Below are 22,772 nucleotides of genomic sequence, written 5' to 3'. Positions count from 1 at the left end.
CGGTCCGGAAGCCGTGTTCTGCTCCGGCCGATAGAAAGGCGGGTGGCGATGTCGGTCGTCACTGTGACAATGAATCCCGCGATAGATATCGCCGCCGGTATTCCGCAACTGCGGCAGACAGAGAAAATGCGCTGCGACACACCACGATTCGATCCGGGCGGCGGCGGAATCAACGTCGCGCGCACCGTGCTGGCCCTCGGCGGCGAGCCGACGGCGGTCTTCCCGTCCGGCGGGCACTCCGGACGTCTGCTGGAACAACTGGTCGCCGACGCCGGGGTATCGACGCACCCGGTGCAGGTGACCGGCTGGACCCGGGAGAGTTTCTCGATCACCGAGCGATCCACCGACCGGCAGTATCGGTTCGTGCTGCCCGGCGCAGCTCTGACCGCGGAAGAGCAGGATCGATGCCTCGATGCGGTAGCGAAGGCACTCGCTACGACGGGAGCCCGGTTCCTGGTGGCCAGCGGCAGTCTGCCGCCCGGCGTATCACCGGCTTTCTACCAGCGGCTGGTCGAGCGGGCCGCACTGCTGAGGGTCCCGGTGGCCGTCGACACCTCCGGCGAAGCGCTGCGGCATCTGCAAGGCCCGATCGAAGTGCTCAAGCCGAGCGTACGCGAGCTCAGTGAGTGCGCCGGACGGCCGCTACGCACTCACGACGATCAGATCGCCGCCGCACGCGAACTCATCGCCGCCGGTGTGGCTCGGATCGTGGTCGTCTCGCTCGGCGCCGACGGCGCGCTCCTGGTGACCGCGGACCTCGGGCGATGGTTCCCGCCGATCACGCAGCCGGTGGTCAGCGGTATCGGGGCGGGTGACGCGATGATGGGAGGCCTCGTCGTGGCGCTGGCGCGGGGATGGGATCTCGGCGATACCGTGCGGCTGGGTATCGCCGCCGCGAGCGCGGCGCTGGCGGTACCCGGGACCGGCCCGGGGCGCCCCGAGCACATCGCCGAACTGTATCGCCGGCTCACCGAGGACACGGCGGAGAGCACGCCTGCGCCGGCCTGGTCCGCCGATTGACACCGGCCATGGCCGGAAGTCTGTCCCGATGAGGACCAAGGTATCTGCCCAGACCCGCCGGATCACGACAGGATGGTGGCAACGGATCGGCAATTTCCCAGTCGCGCAACGCGTCGACGGTTGCCGGTGAAGGTCGCCACCATGGCCGGTTTGCACACGCTGGACACGGGCTTTCTCGAATTGGAGGAGGCCGATCGGCACGTCAGTCTGGGTATCGGCGTAGTGGCGGTGATCGCCGGCGCACCTCCGGCCCGGGATCGCCTGCGCGCCCGGCTGCTGGCGATCGCGGATCGACACCCGCGACTGAGGCAACGGGTACAGCGGGCGCAGTGGGATCTGGACGCTCCGGTCTGGGTGGACGACCCGGCCTTCGATCCGGACCATCACCTCCGCTGGATCGCGTTGCCCGATCCCGGCGACGAACAATCCTTGCGGGATGTGGTCGCCGACGAACTCGAACAGCGTCTGGATCCGGACCGCCCGCTGTGGCGCTGCGTGGTGATCGAACGTATCGTCGATGACCGCTGGGCGATGCTGATCCAGGCACACCATGCCATGGTGGACGGGATCTCGGGCTTGTCCCTGCTCGAAAGTTTCTGCGACCGAACCGATTCCGATCGGCCGAACCCGGCGGCACCGCGGTCGCCGCGCATCGACCCGCTGCGGCCGGCCGGTCATCTGGTGAGGTTGTCCACAGCGGCGCCGGGACGTGCGCTGTCGCTGGTGCGCAGCCTGGTGCCGGTCGTCTGGGCCGCGGTGGCCCCGGCCGCCCCGTCCTCGTTCAACGGTCCGATCGGATTCGGTATCACCGGCGACTACGACAGCACCCCCGACATCGACGTTCTGGCTGCCGGTATCGAGCGCGGCCTGGCCGAGTTGCTGCTGCGAGCGCGCGTCGCCGAACCGATGCGGGAGCTCGAATCCGGCGGCTGATGCCGAACAGGGCGATCGGACCACGAGTGCGGGACTTTGGACCGCATCGGTGGCGGCCGGTTCTTCCTACCGTGAGGACATCCGGCGCTCGGCCGGAATGTCTCCCGAGGAGGACGCGATGGACCGGCAGCACAACGACGACCCGCACCACCTGGCTTCGGCCGCAGTGGTGGTCGGTATCGACGGCTCGCAGGCAGCGGACCGGGCGCTGATGTGGGCCGCCGAGGTGGCCGACCGGCGCGGGCGCGAATTGCTGATCGTGCACGGCCTGCAGTTGGACCGGCTGGCAGAGGTGTACAGCCGATACGATGTGACGATCACTCCGGTGGTCGAGGCGATGCACGACCGCGGTGAGGTATACACCGGCACGGCCGTGGACAAGGTGCGGCAACGGTATCCCGCGCTGCGCCTGTCGTCCATGGTGGCCGACGGTGACGCCGGCTCGTTGCTGGTGCGACTGAGCGCGACCGCTTACCGGGTCGTGATCGGCGCCGGCGAGCGCCCGGCACACATGGGTTCGATCCTGGTGCCGGTCACCGGTCACGCGCACGGCGCGGTTGCGGTGGTGCGTGCGGATCCCGATGCCGATGACGCGGTGCGGACCGGCGGCCCGGTGGTCGTCGGGATCGACGGCGGCCCGGTCGGCGAGCCCGCGCTCGCCGTGGCCTTCGAGGAAGCCGCGGAGCGCGGCGCCGAACTGGTGGCCGTGCATGTCTGGGCGGACGCCAATCTCGGGCAGTACGCCGACTACCCGTACATCCTCGAGTCGGTGCCGTCCATCGCGGTGGAGGAGGAGGCGCTGCTGGCCGAGCGGCTGGCGGGATGGCAGGAGAAGTATCCCGATGTCGCGGTGACCCGGATGATGTATCCGTCCGATCCGGCGGATGTACTGGTCGACTGGTCGAAACGGGCCCGACTGGTGGTGGTCGGTAGCCGTGGGCGTGGCGGATTCCGTGGCCTGCTGCTCGGGTCGACCTCGAATTCGCTGGTGCAGCACGCGCACTGCCCGGTGATGGTCGTCCGGGACGAGGCGTGAGAACGAATGCTGCCCGAGGGCCTGCGCGCCGGGGACTTTCGGCCGTCTCGCGGGGCCGGGCCGGCGCGGGAAGCTGAAGTCATGACGAACTTTCACGGTAGAAGTGCACTGGTCACCGGCGGGGCGCGCGGTATCGGTGCCGCCGTCGTGGCCGAGCTGGCGAAGCAACAGCTCGGCGTGGTGATCGGGGATCTGCTCGAGCACGACGGCCGGGCTGTCGCGGACTCGCTGGGACCGTCGGTGACGTTCCGGCGGCTCGATGTGACAGACGAGAAAAATTGGCGCGCAGTGATTTCCGAGGCCGAAGCGGAATTCGGGCCGCTCGCGGTGCTGGTGAACAACGCCGGAATCGTGGATTTCGGCGGTGTCGACAGCGAAACTCCGACGGCTTTCCGGCATGTCCTCGATGTCAACCTGTACGGGGCGTGGCTCGGAATGCGAACGGCCGTACCGCGATTGCGCGCCGCGGGCGGGGGAGTGATCGTCAATGTGTCGTCGACCGCAGGCCTGGTCGGTTATGCGGACCTGGGCGCCTACGCGGCGAGCAAATGGGGCCTGCGCGGACTGACGAAGTCCGCCGCGCTGGAGTTGGGGCACGACGGTATCCGGGTCTGTTCGGTACACCCCGGACCGATCCACACTCCGATGACGGCCGGCATGGACGACTCGTCGGCGAGCACACAGCCGCTGCCGCGCTTCGGCGAACCGGAGGAGGTCGCGGCGATGGTGCGGTTCATCGTCACCGAGGCCACCTATTCGACCGGTTCCGAATTCGTCGTCGACGGCGGCGCCACCGCGGGGCAGGTCGTCACCGTTCCCGCGGAACGCCGCACCGAGGATTGGTGAGAGGTCCTGCGATGTCGGCTCAGCATCCCGATCGGGAAACCCTGTATGCCGCACTGGCGCTGGCCGTGCGCGCTCCCTCGGTACACAACTCGCAGCCGTGGCGGTGGCTGGTGGGCGACACCACTGTGCACCTCTACGCCGACACCTCCCGGCACCTGCTGTCCACCGACCCGGATCAGCGTGATCTGCTCGTGAGTTGCGGTGCGGCGCTGCATCATCTGCGGATCGCGGCGCTCGGGCTCGGCTGGGGAACCCGCGTCCATCGGCTGCCGGACCCGGCCGCTCCCGATCATCTCGCCGCGGTCGAATTCCACCGTGCCGAGCCGACTCTCGCCGATCTGCGAATGAGCCGGGCCATCGAGGACCGCCGGTGCGACCGCCGCCGCTACACCTCGTGGGAGGTGCCCGCGGCACACGTGGCCACCATGGTCGCGGCCGGAGCGGCCTGCGGGGTCATCGTGCGCGACATCGATGACGGTTCGGCGCGCGCGGATCTGGAGCGCGCCTTCGTCTCCGCGGCCGCACAGCATGCCCGCGACGACCACTACACGGCCGAATTGGCTCGATGGAGCGGCCGACACGCCGCGACGTCGGGAGTGCCGGCTCGCAGCACGGTCGCATCCACCGGCGCGACGGTGCGCCCGTTCGCGAATCCCGTACTGCCGCAAGCTGTCTTGCGAGACATCGACGGTGTGGACCGGATGCTGCTGCTGGCCACCGGCGCGGACGATCGCTTGTCGCGGTTGCGGGCGGGCGAGGCGACCAGCGCCGTGCTGCTGACGGCGACCATGCTCGGCATGGCCGGTTGCCCGCTCAGCGAGCCGCTGGAACTGCCCGGCACCCGCTCCGATATTCGCCGAGACATCCTCGACGACAGCGGATTTCCGCAGATGATCATCCGAATCGGCTGGGCGGCAACAAGTGCGGATCCGCCGCCGCCGACCCCCCGCCGCCCGCCGGCCGAAGTCATCGCGGCGCTCGATGCCGACCGACGATGAACCAGAACCCGACAAGTGACAGTCCGAGGAGAACGATCATGAGCCAGTCCCTTTCCCATCCGGTCGACCCCGATGCGCCGATCGTCGTCGGCGTCGACGGATCAGCGATGTCGTCCCGGGCCGTCGCCTGGGCGGCGGTGGAGGCCGCGCTGTACGGCTGCCCCTTGCACCTCGTCGATTCCGTGGCCGGGCCCGCGAGTATCGGCCCCGGCATCGCGTGGGCCGGAATCGACTACGAATGGCTGAACACCGAGGCCCAGCGTGTGCTCACCGAGGCGGCCGGGATCGCGCGGTCCGCGGTACCCGATGGAAATCTGCAGATCACCACAGAAGTGACCTACCAAATGGCCATCGTCGACCTGGTGCAGTTGTCGAAGACCGCGCGCCTGATCGTCGTCGGCGACCGTGGTCTGGGGGCGGTCGGCCGTGCGTTGCTCGGTTCGGTCAGTTCCGCGGTGCTGCACCATGCCTTCTCGCCGGTCGCCATCGTGCACTCGACGGCGGCCACCGGCGCCGAGGCGGCCGTCGCGCCGGTGGTCGTGGGGGTCGACGGCACCGCCAACAGCCTGCCCGCGCTGGAGATCGCGTTCGAGGAGGCATCCCGGCGCAAGGTCGGCCTCACCGCGGTCCATGCCTGGAGCGACATGTCCGCGGGACTGGAACCGTCCATCACCGGCTGGGACGCCATCCACGACTCCGAGCAGGCCGTCTTCGCCGAGAGCATGGCCGGCTGGACCGAACGTTACCCGGACGTCACCGTGCACCGGATCCTCGCGCGCAACCATCCGGCCAAGGCCCTGCTCGAAGCCGCCGAGCACGCCCAGCTGATCGTGGTCGGCAGTCACGGTCGCGGCGGCTTCACCGGCATGCTGCTCGGCTCGACCAGCAATGCGCTGGCCCATTCGGTGCACTGCCCGATCATCATCGCCCGCAGCCACCGGACCGGCCCCGACACCGGGGACGCGCGATAGCCGCGGCTGCCACGAAGCCGGCTCAGCGCAGCGGCGCCGACCACACGAGTCGAGTGCCGCTGCGCTTCTGCGTGCCGACCGTCGCGGCCGGCGACACCTCGAAGGTGCCGTCGCTGTCCGCGGCTCGGCGGGCCAAATTGGTGAGTCCGCTGGCGGTCACCGATTCGGGCATACCCCGCCCGTCGTCGGTGACGGTCACGGTGAGGTTGTCGGCGACCGCGATATCGACGTCGATGGTGGCGGCGCCGGAGTGCCGCACCGCGTTGCTGACCGCCTCCCGCACCACAGCCTCCGCATGGTCGGCGAGTTCGGGGCCGACGACCGACAGCGGCCCGGTCACGCGCAGCGAGGTGCGGATCCCGCTGTCGCCGGACTGCTGCCGGATCGCTTGTTCGATGCGCTGGCGCAGCCGGGTGTTGGACACGACCGATCCGTGCAGATCGAAGATCGCGGTGCGGATCTCCTGGACGACGTCCTGGAGGTCGTCGACGGCATCGCTGATCCGCACCTGAACTTCCGGGATCCGAGTGCGGGAAACCGTGCCCTGCAACGCCATTCCGATCGCGAACAGTCGCTGGATGACATGATCGTGCAGGTCCCGGGCGATCCGGTCCCGGTCGGTCAGCACATCCAATTCCCGCATCCGACTTTGGCTTTCGGCCAGTTGCCGAGCCACCGCGGCCTGATCGGCGAATGCGGTGGCCAGATCCGTGGTCTCGGCGTCGTAGGGCATGGCTCCGGTGTCGCGCACCGCGATCAGCACCCCGAATGCGGAATCCTGGGTGCACAACGGCAATGCCAGGGCCGGCCCGGCCACCGGGAAAACCGTCGCCAGGTCGGTGTCGCGCACATCTTCCAGGCATATCGAACCGCGACCGCCGAACACCCGGCCCGCCGTGCTGTCCGCCAGCGGCAGCTTCCGGCCGACCTGCGCCTCGCTGTCCGGACCGGCGGCGTAGGTGACCACCAGCACGTCGGTCTCGTCGCTGACGGCCGGATCAGGGCAGACCGCCAGCAGTACCTGCCGGGACGCCGTCAATTCCCTTGCCTGGCCGACCAATTGGGCCAGCACCCGATCGGATTCGGTGCCTGCCAAAAATTCCGTCGTGAGGTCCCGGATCGCCTCGATCCACGCCTGCCGGGTTCGTGCCGACTCGTACAGCCGGGCATTGTCGATCGCGATGCCCGCAGCCGCCGCCAGCGCCTGCACGATCAATTCGTCGTCCTCGGTGAACAACTGCCCGTCCGACTTCTCGGTGAGGTACAGGTTGCCGAAGATCTCGTCGCGGATGAGCACCGGTACGCCGAGAAAGGTGCGCATGGGCGGGTGATTCGCCGGGAAGCCCACCGAGGCGGGGTGTTCGGCGAGGTTGTCCAATCGGATCGCCTCGGGCCGGTTGAACAGCAGGCCGAGGACCCCGTGTCCCTCGGGCAGGTCACCGATTCGTGCACGAGTGGCCTCGTCGATGCCCTGGTAGATGAACTGGCTCAGCCGGTGGTCGCGCCCGCGGACACCGATTGCGCCATATCGAGCATCGACCAGGCTGATCGCCGTGTGCACGATCGTGGTCAGTGTCTGAGCGAGATCCAGGCCGGAGGTGACCGTCAGCATCGCGTCGACCAGACCGTCCATCCGGTCGCGGACATCGATGATCTGCTCGATACGATCCTTGACCTCACCGAGCAGCTCTCGCAGCCGCAACTGCGAGAGTGTGTCGCGTACCGAGTGAGGTTCTTCTCCCAGGTCTGCGGGCATAGCGGAAACTGTGGCCTCCCGAAGAGCCGGACGAGATATCGCTGAATTGTATCCGGCTCTTCGGAATCGAGGCATTTCGGACCCTCTCGTCACTGCCTATCGAGGTTGTCGTGCACGTTTTCCAGCAACAGCCGGCGTTCGGCGGCGGCGACGATGCGCCGGGTAGCCGCGACCGCGTCGGGGGTGACCGAGACCGAGGTGATGCCCATACGCACGAGGTGTTCGGCGAATTCGGGCCGGGTGGACGGCGCCTGCCCGCACAGCGACGAAGTGATCCCCGCGCGGCGTGCGGTGGCGACAATCTCGCCGATCGTGTGCAGAACGGCCGGATCGGACTCGTCGAACAGTTCCGCGCACTGCTCACTGTCACGGTCCACGCCGAGCATGAGCTGGGTCAGGTCGTTGCTGCCGATGGAGACACCGTCGATGCCCAGGCCGACGTATTCCGGCAGCCAGTGCACCACCGACGGTACCTCCGCCATCACCCAGCGGTGCAGACCGCGGTCGCGGCCCAACGGGCTCGCGTCCACCAGTTCCAGGCAGGCCTCGAGTTCCCAGCGGGTGCGCACGAACGGGATCATCAGATGCAGATTGGCAGTACGCGCCCGGACCCGCGCGAGGGCTGCGAGCTCCATCCGGAACAGTTCGGGCTCGCGGATGTAGCGGTAGCAGCCGCGATAGCCGATCATCGGATTGCGTTCCTCGGGCTCGTACCGGCTGCCGCCCTCCAGGGCCCGGAATTCGTTGCTTCGCAGGTCGGTCGCCCGGTAGACGACCGGGCGGGGCGCGAAGGCGGCCGCGATCCGGTACAGCGACGACGTCATGGTCTCGACGAAGACCTGTTCCTCGCCGCGGACGATCAGATCGCGCGGATGCCGGCCACCCAACGCCTGGGTGAGCAGGGTCTCCGCGCGCAACAATCCGACCCCGTCGACATCGGTCGCGGCGACTCGTTCGGCCACCTCGGGCAGGGCGAGATTCACATAGACACGGGTGGCCGTGATCTCGGTGGCGGCCGCAGGCGCGGATTCCCGCTCGTCGGCACGCACCGGAACCAGTGCGACATGCTGCCGGGCCGGGGTGTTGGACGCGGTGGCCGCGCGCACCTGGCCGGTTCGGCCGTCGACGCTGACCCATCGGCCGTCGGTGAGTGTCGTGGTGGCCGATCGGGTGCCGACCACACACGGCACGCCGAGTTCCCGGGCCACGATGGCCGCGTGGCAGGTCATACCACCGCTGTCGGTGACCAGCGCGGCGGCCCGGCTGATCGTCGGCAGCCAGTCCGGATTGGTCATCGACGCCACCAGAACCTCGCCCTCACGCAGCATCGCGCCGTCGGCGGGGGAATGCAGTACCCGGACCGGCCCGCTGACCACACCGGGGGCAGCGGCCAGACCGCGCAGCAGCAACTCGTCGCCGTCGACCGGGGTCGCCATCGGTTCCGGGCCGGTGGGCAGAGTGGTGATCGGCCGTGCCTGGACCAGCCACAGGTTGCGATCGTCGAAGACCCATTCCACATCCTGCGGCCGGCCGTGGTGTTGTTGTACCTGCTGTGCCAGTCGCGCGACTTTCAGCACCTGTTCGGTGGACAGGACCGTCCCGGCCGTTTCCGCTTCGGTCAGATCCACCCGCCGGTCGCCGTCGGGACCGGGCAGGATCGCGAAATCCTGGCTGCCGCGCCGGATGCTGAGCATCGTGGGTCCGGCGGGGTCGACGACGTAAGTATCGGGTTCGACCGAGCCGGACACCACCACCTCGCCCTGTCCGCGTGCCGCCTCGATCACGATGTGGTCGGCGCCGGTGGCCGGGTCGGCGGTGAACGCCACCCCGGCTTCTTTCGCGGCAACCATGCACTGCACCACCACCGCCATCTCGGGGCGCTGGTGCATGTGCCGCCTGGCCCGATAGGTCAGGACACGGGGAGTGAACAGGGACGCCCAGCAGTCGGTGACCGCGGCGATCAGCGCATCGTCGCCGTGCACGTTGGTTCGCGTCACGTTCATACCCGCGAAGGAGGCGGTGGCGCTGTCCTCGCCGACGGCCGAGGACCGCACCGCGACCGGCACTTCGTCACCGAGCCGGTGATATGCGGTCAGGATCGCCGTGCACAGTTCCGGGTCGATCATGCTGCTGTGCACCAGGTCCCGCATCTGCCGGCACAGCTCGTCGAGGTGCTGCGGCTGGGTGTGTGCCGTCGCCACCTGCAGGGCCTCGGTGTGCAGCGCGTACAGTCGGCGGCCGTGCGGTCCGTGATCGACGGCGTGCTCGTAGCCGGCGCGCAATATCACGAACCCTTGTGGCACCGGCAGTTTCGCGGCGACCAGCTCGCCGAGGTTCGCTCCCTTTCCGCCGGCGCGGTCGGCGTCGTCCAGTCGTAGATCCTCGAACCCGGCCACGTATTCGTTCATGACACTCTTCCGATCTGTCGGGAAAATGGTTCTGCTGGAACCAGATTCGCCGTTCGGCCGGTTCGGCGCGATGGTCGAAGGTCCCCGATCGGATGGGCCTCCGGCCGGGACTGTCACTGCACGGCGTCCTTGCCACTGCGCAATTGCGAGGCGTACACAGCGGCCTGGGTGCGGCGTTCCATACCGAGTTTGGCCAGCAGCCGGGACACGTAGTTCTTGACCGTCTTCTCCGCCAGGAACATCCGCTCGGCGATCTGCCGGTTGGTCAGCCCTTCACCGAGCAGATCCAGGAGTTTGCGTTCCTGATCGGTGAGTCCGGCCAGCGGCCCGTCCGGCTGGGTGCTGCGGCGCAGCCGATCCATCAATGCCGCGGCGGCCCGGTTGTCGAGCAGCGAACGGCCGCTGCCGACCACTTTGATGGCCGAGGCGAGCTCCATACCCTTGATGTCCTTCACCACGTACCCGCTGGCCCCGGCCAGGATGGCGTCCATCATGGCCTGCTCGTCGGTGAACGAGGTGAGGATCAGGCAGCGCAGGTCGTCGAGTTTGGTCAGGAGGTCGCGGCACAGTTCGATGCCGTTGCCGTCGGGCAGGCGTACGTCGAGGACGGCGACATCGGGCTGCAACGCCGGAATTCGGGCCAGTGCGCCGGCGACGTCGCCGGCTTCACCGACGACGGTCAGTTCCGGGTCGCCGGACAGCAGGTCGACCAAGCCGCGGCGGACTATCTCGTGGTCGTCCACCAGGAAAACCTTGATCATGACGGATCCAATCACTGTGAGGGTAGGACCACCATAGGCTTCCGCGACCCGCCGGCAATACGGACGAAAGTCCCTGGGCCGGTCGCCGTCCGGCCCGGATCGTCACGGGCTCGTACGGCCGACCGGCAGCCCGAGTGCGGAACGATCACACGCGGCGGCCATGTCGGTGGCCGTGACGATACCGATCAGCCGGCCCTGTTCGTCGACCACCGTGATCGCGTCCAGTTCGGGCCGCAGCACGATGCGGGTCACGGCGTCCGCCAGCGGTGTGGTCGCGGTGACGATCGCGCCGCGCGGCAGGCGCCGCCCGATGGTGGCCATCGAGGTGACCGGGCGGGCCTGCTCGGGGACCCGGGCCAGATCCGGCCAGGCCGCGATCGCGAACGGCCTGCCCGTGTCGTCCACCACCGGGAAGATGCGATGCCCGATGCCGGCGGCGCCGGAAGCCAGCAGATCTGTGATCGACCAGATCCCGGGCACCGCCACCACCGGACTGCGCATGATGTCGCCGACGGTGTTGCCGCTCAGCCGATGTCGCAGCCCTGCGGCGGCGAGTTCGCCGCCGGCGGAGGCGCGCAGGAACCAGCCCAGCAGCATCGGCCACATCCCGTCCAGCCGCCGGGTGAGGGCGATTTCGACGACGCCGAGCACGATGAGGACCGTGCCCAGCCGACGCCCGCTACGTGCTGCGGCGGTGGCCGCCCGCAGCCGGTCGCCGGTGCGCCACCAGATCACCGCTCTCAGCACCCGGCCACCGTCCAGCGGCGCACCGGGCAGCATGTTGAACACCGCCAGGACCACGTTCATGACCGCCAGCCACACCAGCGCGATCGTGATCGCGCCGTCCGGGCCGAGTATCGCGGTGATCATCGCGGCGATGTACGCGACGACCCCGGTCGCCAGGCTGGTCAGCGGGCCCGCCAGGGCGATCCACAGGTCGGCGCGCGCGTCCGGGGGCTCGTCGGTCAATTCGGAGGCCCCGCCGAGCAACCAGAACACGATGCGGTCCACCCGGACACCGTGGCGGCGAGCCACGATCGAATGGGCGAGTTCGTGCGCGACCAGCGCCGCGAACAGCGCCATCGCGCCGGATACGGCCACGATCCACACGAACACCGGGCCACCGTGACCGTCGAGTTCGGTGTGCAGGATCCAGGCGAACAAGCCCAGCGTGACCAGCACGGACCAGTGCGCACCGAGCCGAATGCCGGCGATACGGCCCAGAATCACGGTCTCAGACACCACGACCGGTCACCCCTCGGCAGATTCGGGAACAGGCGAGCACGGCGGCCACGATCGGCGTCGCGGTGAGGCCACCGGTCAGATATCGGAACATCATGAGGCAACCGGGCTTTCAGGGGTGAATGGTGGCCGACGACGGCTGCGGCAGGTTCAGTGCCGCGGCGATGAGCCCGGTCCAGTCGCGGATCGCGGACCAGTCGCGCAGATCGCCGTAGCGGGTTCCGCCGAGCAGACGGAACAGGATCCGGGCGGGCAGGTCGACCCCCGCTCGTTCGTAGTGGCCGGCGAATGCGCGATAGTCCAGGGGCTGGATCTCGTCCCGTACGGCTGCGATCCGCGACGGCACCTTGGTGCCGAGCAGCCGGCCGATCGGCCCGTGCAGGGCCGGGCCGAGGCCCACGCTGAACAGCCAGACATCCAATCCGGACAGCTGTTCCCGGTAGTTGTGTACGTAGTCGGACATCTCGGGCAACAGTGCGCGGTTGTGGACGGCGCTGCCGAGGACGATGCCGTCCACGGTGCTCGGGTCGGGCGCGTGCTCGACGTCGGACACCTCCACCCGGGCACCGCGCCCGGCCAGTTCGGTACCGATGAATTCGGCGATCTCACGGGTGGATCCCTGTGCCGTCGCATAGAGGACGGCGATGTGCGGAGTGTGTGTTTCCATGTGTTTCAGCCTGTTCCATCTCGGGGCCGGGTGTCCGGAGCCGTCGTGCCCGTGGTTCGGGGACCAACGTCATCCGGGCATGTGGGCTGGATTCACGGCGTGCCGGTCGGCATCGTCCGGATCTCCAGGTAGTCGTCGAGCGGCCGCCGCGGCGTCGGAATCGGCCGGGTGTCGTCCGGTGCGATGCCGATGCGGATCACCACTTCCGGCTGCGCAGGGTGCGGCAACATGGCAGCGATCATGCGCCGGCCGATCCCCGGCTCGGTGAGATGGGTGAGGGCACAGGTCGACAGCCCGGACGCGGCGCATTCCAGCAGAACCGCCGACAATGCCTCGCCGGTCCGGAGCCATTCCGCGTGGCCTTCGGAGGCACAACTGAGGACCACCAGCCGGGCCGCGTCGGTGAGTTCGCTGCGCCGGGCCGAATGCGCCGCAGCGGGAAACGCTCGCGCGACACCCGTGCGCGACGCCTCCTCCGCGGACACCAGTGCGGCCTCCGGGACACCCTCCACGACATCGGAATGCCCTGTCCACCAATTCAATTCCCGCTGATAGAACAGGTCGTCGCGATGCGCCTCCGCGGCCTGCTCGGAAATCTCCGCGAGCCGGGCACGGGCTTCCTCGGGGAGTACGTCCGACTCCACATGGTGCGGGCCGGCCAGACCGCGCAGCGCCCGGGCCGTGGCGTCGAAATCCGGCGGCGGCAGCATCGGGAGGCGGTCGCTGTAGCGCTCGCCGATCGCGCGCGCCCGGCGCGGGACTCCCGCGGGTGGATCGGGCCAGGGGCGGAAGTCGATGTCCGCCAAGTGATCCGGTCGATGCGGGTCGGGCAGGCGCTCGGTATCGGTGTGCCAGCCGGCGAGGGCGAACGCGGTGCGGGCGTGGTGCAATACCGCGCCGCAGCTGATCAGCTGCTGCCGCCCACGCGGATCGGCAGCGGGCAGGACCCGGTCGGGGTCGGCGTACAGATGCAGGCGGCGACCGTCGAAGACCCAACGCCACGGCTGGGTGTTGTGGATCGACGGAGCGCGCCCGGCCAGCCGAAGTGCCGTCCGCACGGTGGGCTGGTCCGGAATCGGTAACGTGGCGACGGGATCCGTAGCAGTCATACCGTCAGGATCGTCCGGGCAGGTCACCGCCGGATACGGGCTTCCGCCTCGACCGTGCGGGCCGATGGTCACATTCCCGCGGATCCGATCAGGTCGGCGGCCGACTTTTCGATCCGATCCAGTACGGCGACCAGCAAGCGACACATCTCGTCGGCGACGGCCTGCAGGCTGTCGTGCCGGGTGGCCTGGACCAGCACCGTCGGGTTGGCGGCCTCGATCGTGACGCACCCGGCCCGTTCGCGAATCGCGACGGCACGCGGCAGCATCACGCCGGCCTGCGGATCCGCGGCCAGCGCGCGGGTGAGCAGTTCCGGATGACAGGTGTCGAGGACGACGTGCCCGGTTTCCGGAACGCCGGGCGGGTCCGCCGGCGTGGCGCGCAGGTCCAGTTCGGCGAGGATGACGAAACCGTCGGCGAGCAGGGTTTCCCGGACCAGGGCGACGGTTCGGTCGAACGGGATGTGCACATCGACCGTGACGGCCACCGGTGGCGCGACCGGGATACGGATCTCGGTCAGCAGCCGCCGGGGATCGGTCACTTCGTCCGGACCGACCAGATAGACCTCGGTGGGTGGGCCGATCGGGCGGTGGCCCGAGCTGTACAACCATTCGTGCAGCGCTGTGTACGCCGCGCCGAGGCCCTCGTAACCGCCGCGATGGCAGGTACGCGCCACCAGCGTCCCCGGTGTGACGATCACCTCGGCGCCCGACCGCGGTCCCAGCGTGGCACCGGGTTCGACGGGCACCGCGAAATCCACCTCGGCCGCCTCGCCGTCCGGCAGCGGCCGTTGGTAGGTGATCGTCGGCGAACCGCATGCGACCAGTCCGGTCCGGTCCGCCATGATCGCCAGTTGCCGCATGCCGGCGGAGAGATCGGCGCCGAGCCGGTCTTGCCGGACCTCCCACGGCACCCGCAGCACCGCCTGCGGTACCGATTCGCACACTGCCACCCGGTACTCCATCACGACCTCCTTCTGTGTCCTGTAACCCCCGAGCATCACGCTGGGTGAGCCGGATTCCCAGAGCCGATGGACTCGCGCGTGAGGGTCGAAGGCACCCCCTTCTGGGTGCCGCTCGGTGCACCTGTCCGAAGCCGCACGGGGAACGGGAAGCTGTTGTGTCGCAAGTACTTCGACAATTGTCCCGAAAGGAGAGGACTTTCGGCGTGCAAGTGATCGACATCGGGCCCTAGACTGAAATACCAGCCGGTCAGCTGCCTCTGTGGGCAGGGAGGATGGGTAGTGTCATGGCTGGTTTCACCGAAGACGCCACCGTCGAACCGCTTGCGGGCGCTGGGTTGGTACGTAAGAGTCTGTCGCAGTTGCGGCTACGGGAGCTGCTCACGGAAGTGCGTGGCCGGGTCGACGAGATCATCGATGCTCGGGACCGGATGGACGGCCTCGTGGAGGCGATGCTCTCGGTCACCGCGAGCCTGGACCTCGACGACACGCTGACCAGGATCGTCCAGACGGCGATCGCGCTGGCCGACGCCCGGTACGGGGCGCTGGGGGTACGTAGTCATGACCAGCAACTTTCGCGCTTCATCCACCAGGGCATCGATGTGGACGCGGCGGGCGAGATCGGCCCGCTGCCGCAGGGCAAGGGCGTACTCGGGCTGTTGCTGGCCCAGCCCAAGGCGATTCGGCTCGACGATCTCGCGAGCCACCCGGATTCCGTGGGTTTTCCGGCCGGACATCCCCCGATGCACGGATTCCTCGGAGTGCCGGTGCACACCCGTGGGCGCATCTACGGCAACCTCTACCTCACCGAGAAGAACAGCGGGTTGCCGTTCACCGAGGACGACGAGATCCTGGTGACGGCTCTGGCCGCCGCCGCGGGTGTGGCCATCGACAACGCCCATCTGTTCGAAGCCGCTCAGGCCCGGCAACAGTGGATAGCGGCTACTCGCGACATCACGACCGCTTTTCTGGCAGGCGTCGATTACGACCGGGTACTCGTCCAACTCGTCGATCGAGTGCGCGAATTGTCCGGATCGCAGCGCGCGTGGCTGGCGATCTCCTCGGATCCGGACATCCCGGCCGATGAGGTCGTGGGACTGGTCGTCGCGCACCGGTCCGGTCCCGGCGGCCCGCCGGGCGGCGGGCTGGTGCCGCTCGACGGCACCGTGATCGGGCAGGCATTCACCGGACGTGCTCCCGTCCACAACGCCGTGGAGGATCTGGACCATGAGTTCGGCCCCGGCCTGCCGGTGGGCGCCGGGCCGGTCCTGATGATTCCGCTACATGCCAACGACACCACCCTGGGCGTGCTCGTTGTCGAGCACGAGCCCGGGCACGCTCCCTACGACGCCGACACCATCGAATTGATCGAAGTGTTCACCGGTCAGGCCGCACTCGCCATGCGCCTGGCTGCCACCCAGCAGCGCATGCGAGAACTCGACGTGCTCGCCGACCGGGACCGCATCGCACGCGATTTGCACGATCACGTGATTCAGCGGCTGTTCGCCGTCGGCCTGTCGTTGCAGGGCGCCGCCGCCCGCACCCGCCGCGACGACGTACGCGCGCGGCTGACAACAGCGATCGATGACCTGCAATCGGTGATCGGCGAGATCCGGGACTCCATCTACCAGCTGCATACCGGTGGTGAATCCCCTCGGCTGCGGCAACGCATCGATGAGATCATCCGCCAGCACACCGACGGCATCGACCTACGGGTCAGCACCCGCATCCACGGCCCGCTCGACGCGATAGACGCCGATCTGGCCGAACATGCCGAGGCGGTGGTCCGCGAGACGATCAGCAACGCAGTCCGGCACGCAGGTGCCGACACACTCATCCTCGACATCACAGTCGCGGACGACATCGACATCGTCGTGGAGGACAACGGCCGAGGTATGCCCGACGACCTCACACCCAGCGGACTGGACAACCTCGCCCGCCGCGCGCGCGGCGTCGGTGGCGAACTCACGTTCGACACGGCGCACGCGGCCGGTCCGCACGGTCCCGGCACCCGGATCCGCTGGACCGCACCACTGTCCTGACAACCTGTGGCGCAAGGCGGCGATCGGTCGTCTACACAGCGCGTCGCCCGGCGCTCAGAGGCCGAAAGTCCTTCGAGTCGGTGCGATCGGTCCTGTCACTGTCGCGCGCGAGTCGCGACCATCGAATGATGTCCACCCGTCAGGACCATCGCATCCACCCGCAGGAGCAACTGTTGGACCCTGAGGAGGCCGCGGACCGGTTGCTGCGGGACCTGCGTAGCGATCTGCGCGGATTGTCCGGCGTCGAGGCCCAGCGGCGGCTGTTGCAGTACGGGCCGAATCAGCTCACCCGCAGAGGCGGACGGCAATGGCCGTGGGCCCTGCTCCGACAGGTCACCCACCCGCTGGCGCTGTTGTTGTGGCTGGCCGCCGCGCTGGCCGTAAGTACGAATTCTGACACCACTTATCCGTGAATTCTGGCGTCAGTTGGGGCCGATCCGGGGTGGGTTTATCCGTGAATTTTGACGTCACCCCGGTCGGCGTGTCAGGTTCGCCGGGCGTGTCAGAAAGGTTCGGTGTGGGGGTCGTGGGCCGGGATCTGATGGCCGTTGAACAGGGTGGCGAACCGGTTCAGGTCGGCCTGCAGGTCGGTGAGTGTGTAGCCGTCCGTGCCGACGAACGCGTGGAAGGACCGCGCGATAGCCGGATCGCTGCCGGTTAGCCAGTCGTCGATGAACGTCAGCATTTCGGCGAGTTCGATCGCGTCGTCGACGGTGAGACCGGAAAAGAAGGGGCCGGGGTGGGCATGGGTGTCGTGTGTGGTCACGGGTTGTCGTGCTTTCCGGTGCCGGCGGGTTCGGGTGCCGGGGTGGTGTCGTAATTCGTGGATAGCCCGCTGGTCAGGGCACTATTTCCAGGGCCTGTTGCTGCGCGTCGGTGAATACGGGTTGCTGCGGCGGGGGCGCTGCCGCAGTGGCGGGTCCGGCGGCGCTGCCGAGGGCCGTGCGGGTGAGACGGTAACTGTCGGTGCCGGTTTCGATGATCTGCCCGCCGAAGGTGAGGCGGTCGACGATCGCGGCGCAGAGCCGCGGTTCGGGAAACGTGTTCGACCAGCCGGAGAACGCCTCGTTCGAGGCGATCGCGACAGAATTCTTTTCTTCGCGCTCGGTCAAGACCTGGAACAACAGCTCGGCGCCACGCTTGTCGAGCTCCATATATCCCAGTTCATCGATGCAGAGCAGATCGACTCGCCCGTAGCGGGCGATCGTCTTGGCCAGCACCTTCTCGTCCGCAGCTTCGACCAGCTCGTTCACCAGTTTCGTTGCCAGGATGTATTTCACGCGGTAGCCGCGCATCGCGGCTTCGGTGCCCAGCGCGATCAGCAGATGGCTCTTGCCGGTGCCGGAGTCGCCGATCAGGCAAAGCGGGGTGCCCTTGCGCACCCAGTCGCAGTTGGCGAGGGTGTTGATCACCGCGGGGTCGATGTTCGGGTTGGCGTCGAAGTCGAACGCCCGCAACGATTTATCGCGCGGGAACCCGGCTGCGCGGATGCGGCGTTCGGAGCGGCGGCGGCCCCGGTCGTCGCATTCGGCCAGCAGCAACTCGGCCAGGAATGCCCGGTAGGTCATCTGGTCACGGGTCGCGGTTTCGACGATGTCGTTGAACTGGGAGCGGATCGACGGCAGCCGCAGTATCCGGCATGCCTGGTCGACGGCGGCGTCGGCGGCCTGATCGGTCATGCCGTGACGGCGCGGGAGCGGGCTGATCATCAGGAATTCCCTTCTGCGGTTCTCGGTTTGGTGATGCGGAGCAGCTGGTCGTAGATGGCGACCGACGGCAGGGGCCGGGTGTCCGGTGGCAGTTGCGCCAGCCGGCGGGCGGTCAGCGAGGGAACCGGATCCGGATCCGGGCCGGGTTCGTCGAGGTCGACCACGCTGGCCAGCCGTGGAGAGGCTTCGGCGGCCTTGCGGGCCTCGAGCGCGACCGCGTCCGCGGTCAGCGCTCCCGCGCGCAGCGCGGCGTCCAGCCCGGCGACGACCTGGTCGTGGGGCATGCTGCGGTGCAGCAGAAGCACTTCGATGATCGCGCGGGTGCCGTCACGCTCGCCGTGGGCTTTGCGGACCGCCGCCCACCACGCGTCGTGGCTCTTGGTGAACTTCCCGCTCTGGCGGGCTTGCTCGAGGGCGGTGGCGCCGGCCATCGCGCCGGGCTTACGGACCAGCGCTTCGAGGTAGTGATCGAGTTCGACACGGGTCAGCGCCTTGCCGATCAGGCGTTCGTGGCGGGCGATCTCGGTGCGGCCGTCGTAGACGACCAGCCAGGAGGCGTGTAACAGGATCCGGACCGGGCGGCCGATGAACCGGATCGGGACACTGTATTTGTTGGTCCGCGCCGCCACCATCGAATACCTGTCCACCCGCGTGGACAGCCAGGACCCGGTCTCGAATTCCTCCTCGGGCAGCCGTTTCAGCGTCGGTGCCTCCAGCGCGAAATGCTCCCCGATCGTGCGCGCCCGCGCACCGATCCGCCGCCGCAGATCCTGGCTATCCCATTGCCCGACCAGCGTGTTGAGTTCCTCGAGGGACTCGACCTTCGGGACGGGGACGAAGTGGTTGCGCCGGTAGTACCCGATCTGGCCCTCGACACCACCCTTCTCGTGCGCGCCCTCGATGCCCGGGATGCAGTAGAACGGGTCGTCGATGCCGTAATGGCTGCGGAAGGTGGTCCAGCGCTGCGATTCGGTTCTGGCCCTGCTCAACCCGAGCACCTTCGCGACCGCGGCCTTCAAATTGTCGTAGCGGATCTTCCCGTGGGGCACCCCGCCCAGCACCGTGAACGCGTGCACGTGCCCCTCCAGGAACGCTTCCTGCCCGCCCGAGGCGAACACCCGCTGCACCGACCGGCCCGAGTACGACATCCGCAGCGAGAACAGGTAGAGCACGATCGGCTCGCCGCGCAGCTCGACGGTCACCTCACCGAAATCGACCTCGGCTTCCTCACCGGGGCGGTGGGTCTGCGGGATGAACACCTGCGGCGGTTCCCGGCCGGCCTCGACCCTGATCTGCGGCTTACGCTCCTCGACATAGTCGCGGACCCGCTGATACGACACATCTTCCATACCGTGCTCGTCGATCAGCCGCGCATAGATCCGCGTGATCGTGTGCCGCTGCTTGCGCGGCGCGTCCAGATCCGCCCGCAGCATCTCATCGATCAACGGCTTGAACGGGTCCAGCTTCGACGCCCGCGCCGGATACTCCTTGCGCGCCTCCGGGAACGCAGACGTCAGAGCAGCGTTGACCGTGCGGTAGCCGACGTTGTACTTGGCCTGTAGATCCCGGCCCGACATGCCCGCTCTCGAGTCCCGGCGGATCGCCGCGTACAACTGCGCCTTGGATTGGTTCGGCGGCACAGATCCACTCCTACGGGCCGATGCAGATTGATAGCAGGAGGATCTTGCCACCGCAACCCGTCCGGTGGTGTCAAAATTCGCGGATACCAACACCTTCCACGCCGAGAGTGGTGTCGAGATTCACCGATCAACGGTGTCGTAATTCACGGATAGAACCACCGCGCTGCTGCTGATCGTTGGATCGGGTGTCGTCGCGGCCGCGGTGATCCTGATCATCTTCCTCAACGCGGCCTTTTCGTTCATCCAGGAGTTGCAGGCCGAGCGGGCCGTGGAGGAACTGGCGAAATATCTGCCGCAGCGGACGAAGGTCGAACGGGACGGGACGGCGACCGAGATCGACGCGGTCGAACTGGTGCCCGGCGATATCGTCCTCGTCACCGAGGGCGATCGGATCGCGGCCGACATCCGATTACTGACCGGCGCGGTCGAGGTCGATATGTCCGCATTGACCGGCGAGTCCGTCCCGACGCTGCGCTCGGCCGCGCTGACCGATGTGCACACCCCGTTGCTCGACGCCCACGATCTGGTGTTCAGCGGCACCAGCTGTACCGGCGGCGAGGCGCGCGGCGTGGTGTTCGCGACCGGTATGGCCACCGAGATCGGCCGGATCGCGGCGCTCACCGAACGCGTCCGACCGGACCCGAGCCCACTGGAGCGGCAGGTCCGCCGGGTCGCCTGGCTGATCGCCGCCGTGTCGTTGCTGCTGGCATCGGGGTTCATCCCGCTGTCGATTCTCGCGGTAGGTCTGGGGCTCGTCGATGCGCTGGTGTTCGCCGCCGGCCTGCTGGCCGGAATGGTTCCGGAAGGGCTCCTGCCGGTGATCACCTTGGCGCTGGCGGTCGCGGTACGCTCACTGGCCCGCCGCGGGGCGCTCGTCAAGCGCCTGTCCGCCGTGGAAACCCTGGGATCGACCGATGTCATCTGCACCGACAAAACCGGCACACTCACACAGAACCGGATGACACCGGTGTGCGTGTGGACCACCGCCGGTCGCGTGGACCTCGATCCGGACCGGCCGGCACCCGATGCGCCGCAGCTGCGGCAGCTCGGCCGAGTGGCGGCGTTGTGCAACAACGGCCGGTTCGACGGTGCAGGTGGCGATCCTACCGAGCTCGCTCTGCTGTCCGCCGCCCGCGCGCTCGGCGCCGACGTTGCGGTGGCACCACGAGAAGCCAACCGGCAGTGGCTGTTTCATTTCGACCCGGTGCTGAAGCTGATGTCCACCGTCGACCGCGGCGACGGCGGCACGCTGACCGTGCACACCAAGGGAGCGCCCGAGGTCGTATTGCCGCGCTGCGCCGAGGTGCTGGATGAACACGGTGCGCGTGTGGCCCTCACCGCCACCGAGCGGTCGCGGATCGCCGCCGTCGTGAATTCCCTTGCCGCGGAAGGGCTGCGCGTGCTGGCCCTGGCACAACGGCAACTACCGCCGGGGCCCGCGCCACAGCGCCGCGACGACGCGGAGACGGATCTGTGCCTGATCGGGCTGATCGCGTTGCTCGATCCGCCCCGGCCGGGGGTCGCACAGGCCGTCGCGGACTGTCACACCGCCGGCATCCGGATCATCGTCATCACCGGCGACCATCCACTGACCGCCGCCGCCGTCGCCGAACGTATCGGCATCACCGGCCGGAATCCCACGGTGATCACCGGCGACGCTCTGGGCCATCTGACCGAGAAGGAACTCGCCGCACTCATCCGTGATGAACCGGAGGTGATCTTCGCGCGCGCGTCGCCGGAGGCGAAACTGCACATCGCCGAGGCGCTGCACGACACCGGCCACGTGGTGGCGATGACCGGGGACGGCGTCAACGACGCTCCCGCACTGCACCGTGCCGACATCGGGGTCGCGATGGGCCGCTCCGGCACCGACGTCGCCCGCGAGGCTGCCACCGTCGTCCTCACCGACGACGACTTCGGCTCCATCGTCGCCGCCGTCCGGGCCGGCCGCCGCATCTATGACAACGTACGGAAGTTCATCGTCTACATCTTCACCCACGCCACCCCGGAAATCGCTGCGTTCCTTGTGTTTGCGCTCGGCGGCGGCGCGATCCCGTTGCCGCTGACCATCCTTCAGCTGCTCGCGTTCGACGTCGGCAGCGAAACCCTTCCGGCGCTTGCCCTCTCGCGCGAACCGGCCGAACCCGGCATCATGTCGCGACCGCCACGCCCGCGCGACGAGGGCGTGATCCGCGGCTGGATGCTGGCGCGCGCATGGCTGTTCCTCGGCGGGATCGTCGCGACGCTGGCACTCGCGGGATTCTTCATCGTCCTGGTGCGGGCCGGCTGGCATCCCGGCGACGCGGTGGGACCAGGCACACCGTTGCATCTCGCCTATCGGCAGGCGACCACCATGACGTTCCTCGGCATGATCGCCGGCCAGATAGGCACCGCGTTCGCCGTGCGGGCCCAACGCGTATCACTGTGGTCCGTAGGCGTTTTCGCCAACCGCTACCTGCTCACCGCAATCGCCGCCGAACTCGTTCTGGCCGCAGTGTTCGTCTATACACCCCCGTTGCAAACGCTCCTGGGTACTGCCGCGCTGCCGTGGCGTGACCTGGCGATACTGCTGCCGTACCCGTTCGTGGTGTGGGGAGCCGACGAGTTGTGCCGATGGTGGCTCCGGTACAAGGACCGGCGGCACGCAGCCCGACAGTGAAACGGCCGCGGCATAC

General features: G+C 68.4%; 19 protein-coding genes. 9 read left to right on the top strand and 10 right to left on the bottom strand.

Going from position 1 to position 22,772, the window contains the following annotated elements:
• Positions 1-48: 48 nt before the first annotated feature.
• The 6 genes from G361_RS42730 to G361_RS0107970 all read left to right on the top strand — a co-directional run bounded on the left by G361_RS42730 (position 49) and on the right by G361_RS0107970 (position 5,804).
• Positions 49-1,020 carry a 1-phosphofructokinase family hexose kinase gene (locus G361_RS42730; RefSeq protein ID WP_052172749.1) on the top strand — a complete coding sequence of 324 codons (972 nt, stop codon included), beginning with the start codon at positions 49-51 and terminating at the stop codon, positions 1,018-1,020.
• 141 nt (positions 1,021-1,161) lie between these two features.
• The gene (locus tag G361_RS46740) at positions 1,162-1,953 is read left to right on the top strand and encodes a wax ester/triacylglycerol synthase domain-containing protein (protein WP_196814437.1); all 792 of its coding nucleotides are present in this window, start codon (positions 1,162-1,164) and stop codon (positions 1,951-1,953) included.
• A gap of 118 nt (positions 1,954-2,071) precedes the next feature.
• Complete coding sequence (locus G361_RS0107985) at positions 2,072-2,989, top strand: universal stress protein (protein ID WP_026342810.1); 918 nt, start codon at positions 2,072-2,074, stop codon at positions 2,987-2,989.
• An 81-nt stretch (positions 2,990-3,070) separates the two neighbouring features.
• Positions 3,071-3,835, top strand: coding sequence for an SDR family NAD(P)-dependent oxidoreductase (locus tag G361_RS0107980; RefSeq protein WP_019926540.1), 765 nt, complete (start codon positions 3,071-3,073; stop codon positions 3,833-3,835).
• An 11-nt stretch (positions 3,836-3,846) separates the two neighbouring features.
• On the top strand, positions 3,847-4,833 hold the full coding sequence (locus G361_RS0107975; RefSeq protein WP_019926539.1) for an Acg family FMN-binding oxidoreductase: 987 nt from the start codon (positions 3,847-3,849) through the stop codon (positions 4,831-4,833).
• Between the two features lie 38 nt (positions 4,834-4,871).
• Entirely contained in the window at positions 4,872-5,804 is a 933-nt protein-coding gene (locus tag G361_RS0107970) for a universal stress protein (RefSeq protein WP_019926538.1), read from the top strand.
• A gap of 22 nt (positions 5,805-5,826) precedes the next feature.
• On the opposite strand, the gene G361_RS0107965 is transcribed toward G361_RS0107970, so the two are convergent.
• The 7 genes from G361_RS0107965 to G361_RS0107930 all read right to left on the bottom strand — a co-directional run bounded on the left by G361_RS0107965 (position 5,827) and on the right by G361_RS0107930 (position 14,709).
• Positions 5,827-7,560, bottom strand: a complete 1,734-nt coding sequence (locus G361_RS0107965; protein WP_026342809.1) for a GAF domain-containing sensor histidine kinase — start codon at positions 7,558-7,560, stop codon at positions 5,827-5,829.
• An 89-nt stretch (positions 7,561-7,649) separates the two neighbouring features.
• A complete protein-coding gene (ppsA, locus tag G361_RS0107960; RefSeq protein ID WP_019926536.1) occupies positions 7,650-9,968 on the bottom strand; it encodes a phosphoenolpyruvate synthase in 2,319 nt (772 codons plus the stop codon).
• Positions 9,969-10,081: 113 nt separating this feature from the next.
• Positions 10,082-10,729: a response regulator transcription factor gene (locus tag G361_RS0107955; protein WP_019926535.1), complete on the bottom strand. Its 648-nt coding sequence runs from the start codon at positions 10,727-10,729 to the stop codon at positions 10,082-10,084.
• Between the two features lie 102 nt (positions 10,730-10,831).
• Positions 10,832-11,974, bottom strand: a complete 1,143-nt coding sequence (locus G361_RS0107950) for a site-2 protease family protein (protein ID WP_026342808.1) — start codon at positions 11,972-11,974, stop codon at positions 10,832-10,834.
• Between the two features lie 109 nt (positions 11,975-12,083).
• A complete protein-coding gene (locus tag G361_RS0107940; protein WP_019926532.1) occupies positions 12,084-12,638 on the bottom strand; it encodes a flavodoxin domain-containing protein in 555 nt (184 codons plus the stop codon).
• A 92-nt stretch (positions 12,639-12,730) separates the two neighbouring features.
• Positions 12,731-13,747, bottom strand: a complete 1,017-nt coding sequence (locus tag G361_RS0107935) for an Acg family FMN-binding oxidoreductase (protein WP_036494728.1) — start codon at positions 13,745-13,747, stop codon at positions 12,731-12,733.
• A gap of 68 nt (positions 13,748-13,815) precedes the next feature.
• Positions 13,816-14,709, bottom strand: coding sequence for a GyrI-like domain-containing protein (locus G361_RS0107930; RefSeq protein WP_196814436.1), 894 nt, complete (start codon positions 14,707-14,709; stop codon positions 13,816-13,818).
• Between the two features lie 284 nt (positions 14,710-14,993).
• Between G361_RS0107930 and G361_RS0107925 the strand changes: the two genes are divergently transcribed.
• Together G361_RS0107925 and G361_RS0107920 are read left to right on the top strand one after the other, a co-directional pair.
• The gene (locus G361_RS0107925; protein WP_196814435.1) at positions 14,994-16,748 is read left to right on the top strand and encodes a GAF domain-containing sensor histidine kinase; all 1,755 of its coding nucleotides are present in this window, start codon (positions 14,994-14,996) and stop codon (positions 16,746-16,748) included.
• 125 nt (positions 16,749-16,873) lie between these two features.
• Positions 16,874-17,161 carry a cation-transporting P-type ATPase gene (locus G361_RS0107920; protein WP_026342807.1) on the top strand — a complete coding sequence of 96 codons (288 nt, stop codon included), beginning with the start codon at positions 16,874-16,876 and terminating at the stop codon, positions 17,159-17,161.
• A gap of 89 nt (positions 17,162-17,250) precedes the next feature.
• On the opposite strand, the gene G361_RS42720 is transcribed toward G361_RS0107920, so the two are convergent.
• The 3 genes from G361_RS42720 to istA all read right to left on the bottom strand — a co-directional run bounded on the left by G361_RS42720 (position 17,251) and on the right by istA (position 20,034).
• On the bottom strand, positions 17,251-17,514 hold the full coding sequence (locus G361_RS42720) for a hypothetical protein (protein WP_019925496.1): 264 nt from the start codon (positions 17,512-17,514) through the stop codon (positions 17,251-17,253).
• A 73-nt stretch (positions 17,515-17,587) separates the two neighbouring features.
• A complete protein-coding gene (gene istB / locus G361_RS0107910; RefSeq protein WP_019925495.1) occupies positions 17,588-18,457 on the bottom strand; it encodes an IS21-like element helper ATPase IstB in 870 nt (289 codons plus the stop codon).
• Positions 18,457-20,034 (bottom strand): IS21 family transposase, encoded by a 1,578-nt coding sequence (gene istA / locus G361_RS0107905; protein WP_231386987.1) that lies wholly within the window; start codon positions 20,032-20,034, stop codon positions 18,457-18,459. The genes istB and istA overlap by 1 nt, the downstream gene beginning before the upstream one ends.
• Positions 20,035-20,299: 265 nt before the next feature.
• On the opposite strand from istA, the gene G361_RS42715 reads away from it, so the two are divergent.
• Positions 20,300-22,756: a cation-transporting P-type ATPase gene (locus G361_RS42715; RefSeq protein WP_019926527.1), complete on the top strand. Its 2,457-nt coding sequence runs from the start codon at positions 20,300-20,302 to the stop codon at positions 22,754-22,756.
• The last annotated feature ends 16 nt before the right edge of the window (positions 22,757-22,772 follow it).

This window comes from Nocardia sp. BMG111209, assembly GCF_000381925.1.
GTDB lineage: Bacteria > Actinomycetota > Actinomycetes > Mycobacteriales > Mycobacteriaceae > Nocardia.
Note: the sequence above shows the minus strand (reverse complement) of the source record. Positions and strands in the feature narration are given on the sequence as shown.

Bases quoted from the DNA above. Each gene is read 5' to 3' on its own strand.
- G361_RS42730 (WP_052172749.1), top strand. From the start codon at position 49: ATGTCGGTCGTCACTGTGACAATGAATCCCGCGATAGATATCGCCGCC.
- G361_RS0107925 (WP_196814435.1), top strand. From the start codon at position 14,994: ATGGCTGGTTTCACCGAAGACGCCACCGTCGAACCGCTTGCGGGCGCT.
- G361_RS46740 (WP_196814437.1), top strand. From the start codon at position 1,162: ATGGCCGGTTTGCACACGCTGGACACGGGCTTTCTCGAATTGGAGGAG.
- G361_RS0107920 (WP_026342807.1), top strand. From the start codon at position 16,874: ATGATGTCCACCCGTCAGGACCATCGCATCCACCCGCAGGAGCAACTG.
- G361_RS0107955 (WP_019926535.1), bottom strand. From the start codon at position 10,729: ATGATCAAGGTTTTCCTGGTGGACGACCACGAGATAGTCCGCCGCGGC.
- G361_RS0107940 (WP_019926532.1), bottom strand. From the start codon at position 12,638: ATGGAAACACACACTCCGCACATCGCCGTCCTCTATGCGACGGCACAG.
- G361_RS0107935 (WP_036494728.1), bottom strand. From the start codon at position 13,747: ATGACTGCTACGGATCCCGTCGCCACGTTACCGATTCCGGACCAGCCC.
- ppsA (WP_019926536.1), bottom strand. From the start codon at position 9,968: ATGAACGAATACGTGGCCGGGTTCGAGGATCTACGACTGGACGACGCC.
- G361_RS0107985 (WP_026342810.1), top strand. From the start codon at position 2,072: ATGGACCGGCAGCACAACGACGACCCGCACCACCTGGCTTCGGCCGCA.
- G361_RS0107975 (WP_019926539.1), top strand. From the start codon at position 3,847: ATGTCGGCTCAGCATCCCGATCGGGAAACCCTGTATGCCGCACTGGCG.
- istA (WP_231386987.1), bottom strand. From the start codon at position 20,034: ATGTCGGGCCGGGATCTACAGGCCAAGTACAACGTCGGCTACCGCACG.
- G361_RS0107965 (WP_026342809.1), bottom strand. From the start codon at position 7,560: ATGCCCGCAGACCTGGGAGAAGAACCTCACTCGGTACGCGACACACTC.
- istB (WP_019925495.1), bottom strand. From the start codon at position 18,457: ATGATCAGCCCGCTCCCGCGCCGTCACGGCATGACCGATCAGGCCGCC.
- G361_RS0107930 (WP_196814436.1), bottom strand. From the start codon at position 14,709: ATGGAGTACCGGGTGGCAGTGTGCGAATCGGTACCGCAGGCGGTGCTG.
- G361_RS0107970 (WP_019926538.1), top strand. From the start codon at position 4,872: ATGAGCCAGTCCCTTTCCCATCCGGTCGACCCCGATGCGCCGATCGTC.
- G361_RS0107980 (WP_019926540.1), top strand. From the start codon at position 3,071: ATGACGAACTTTCACGGTAGAAGTGCACTGGTCACCGGCGGGGCGCGC.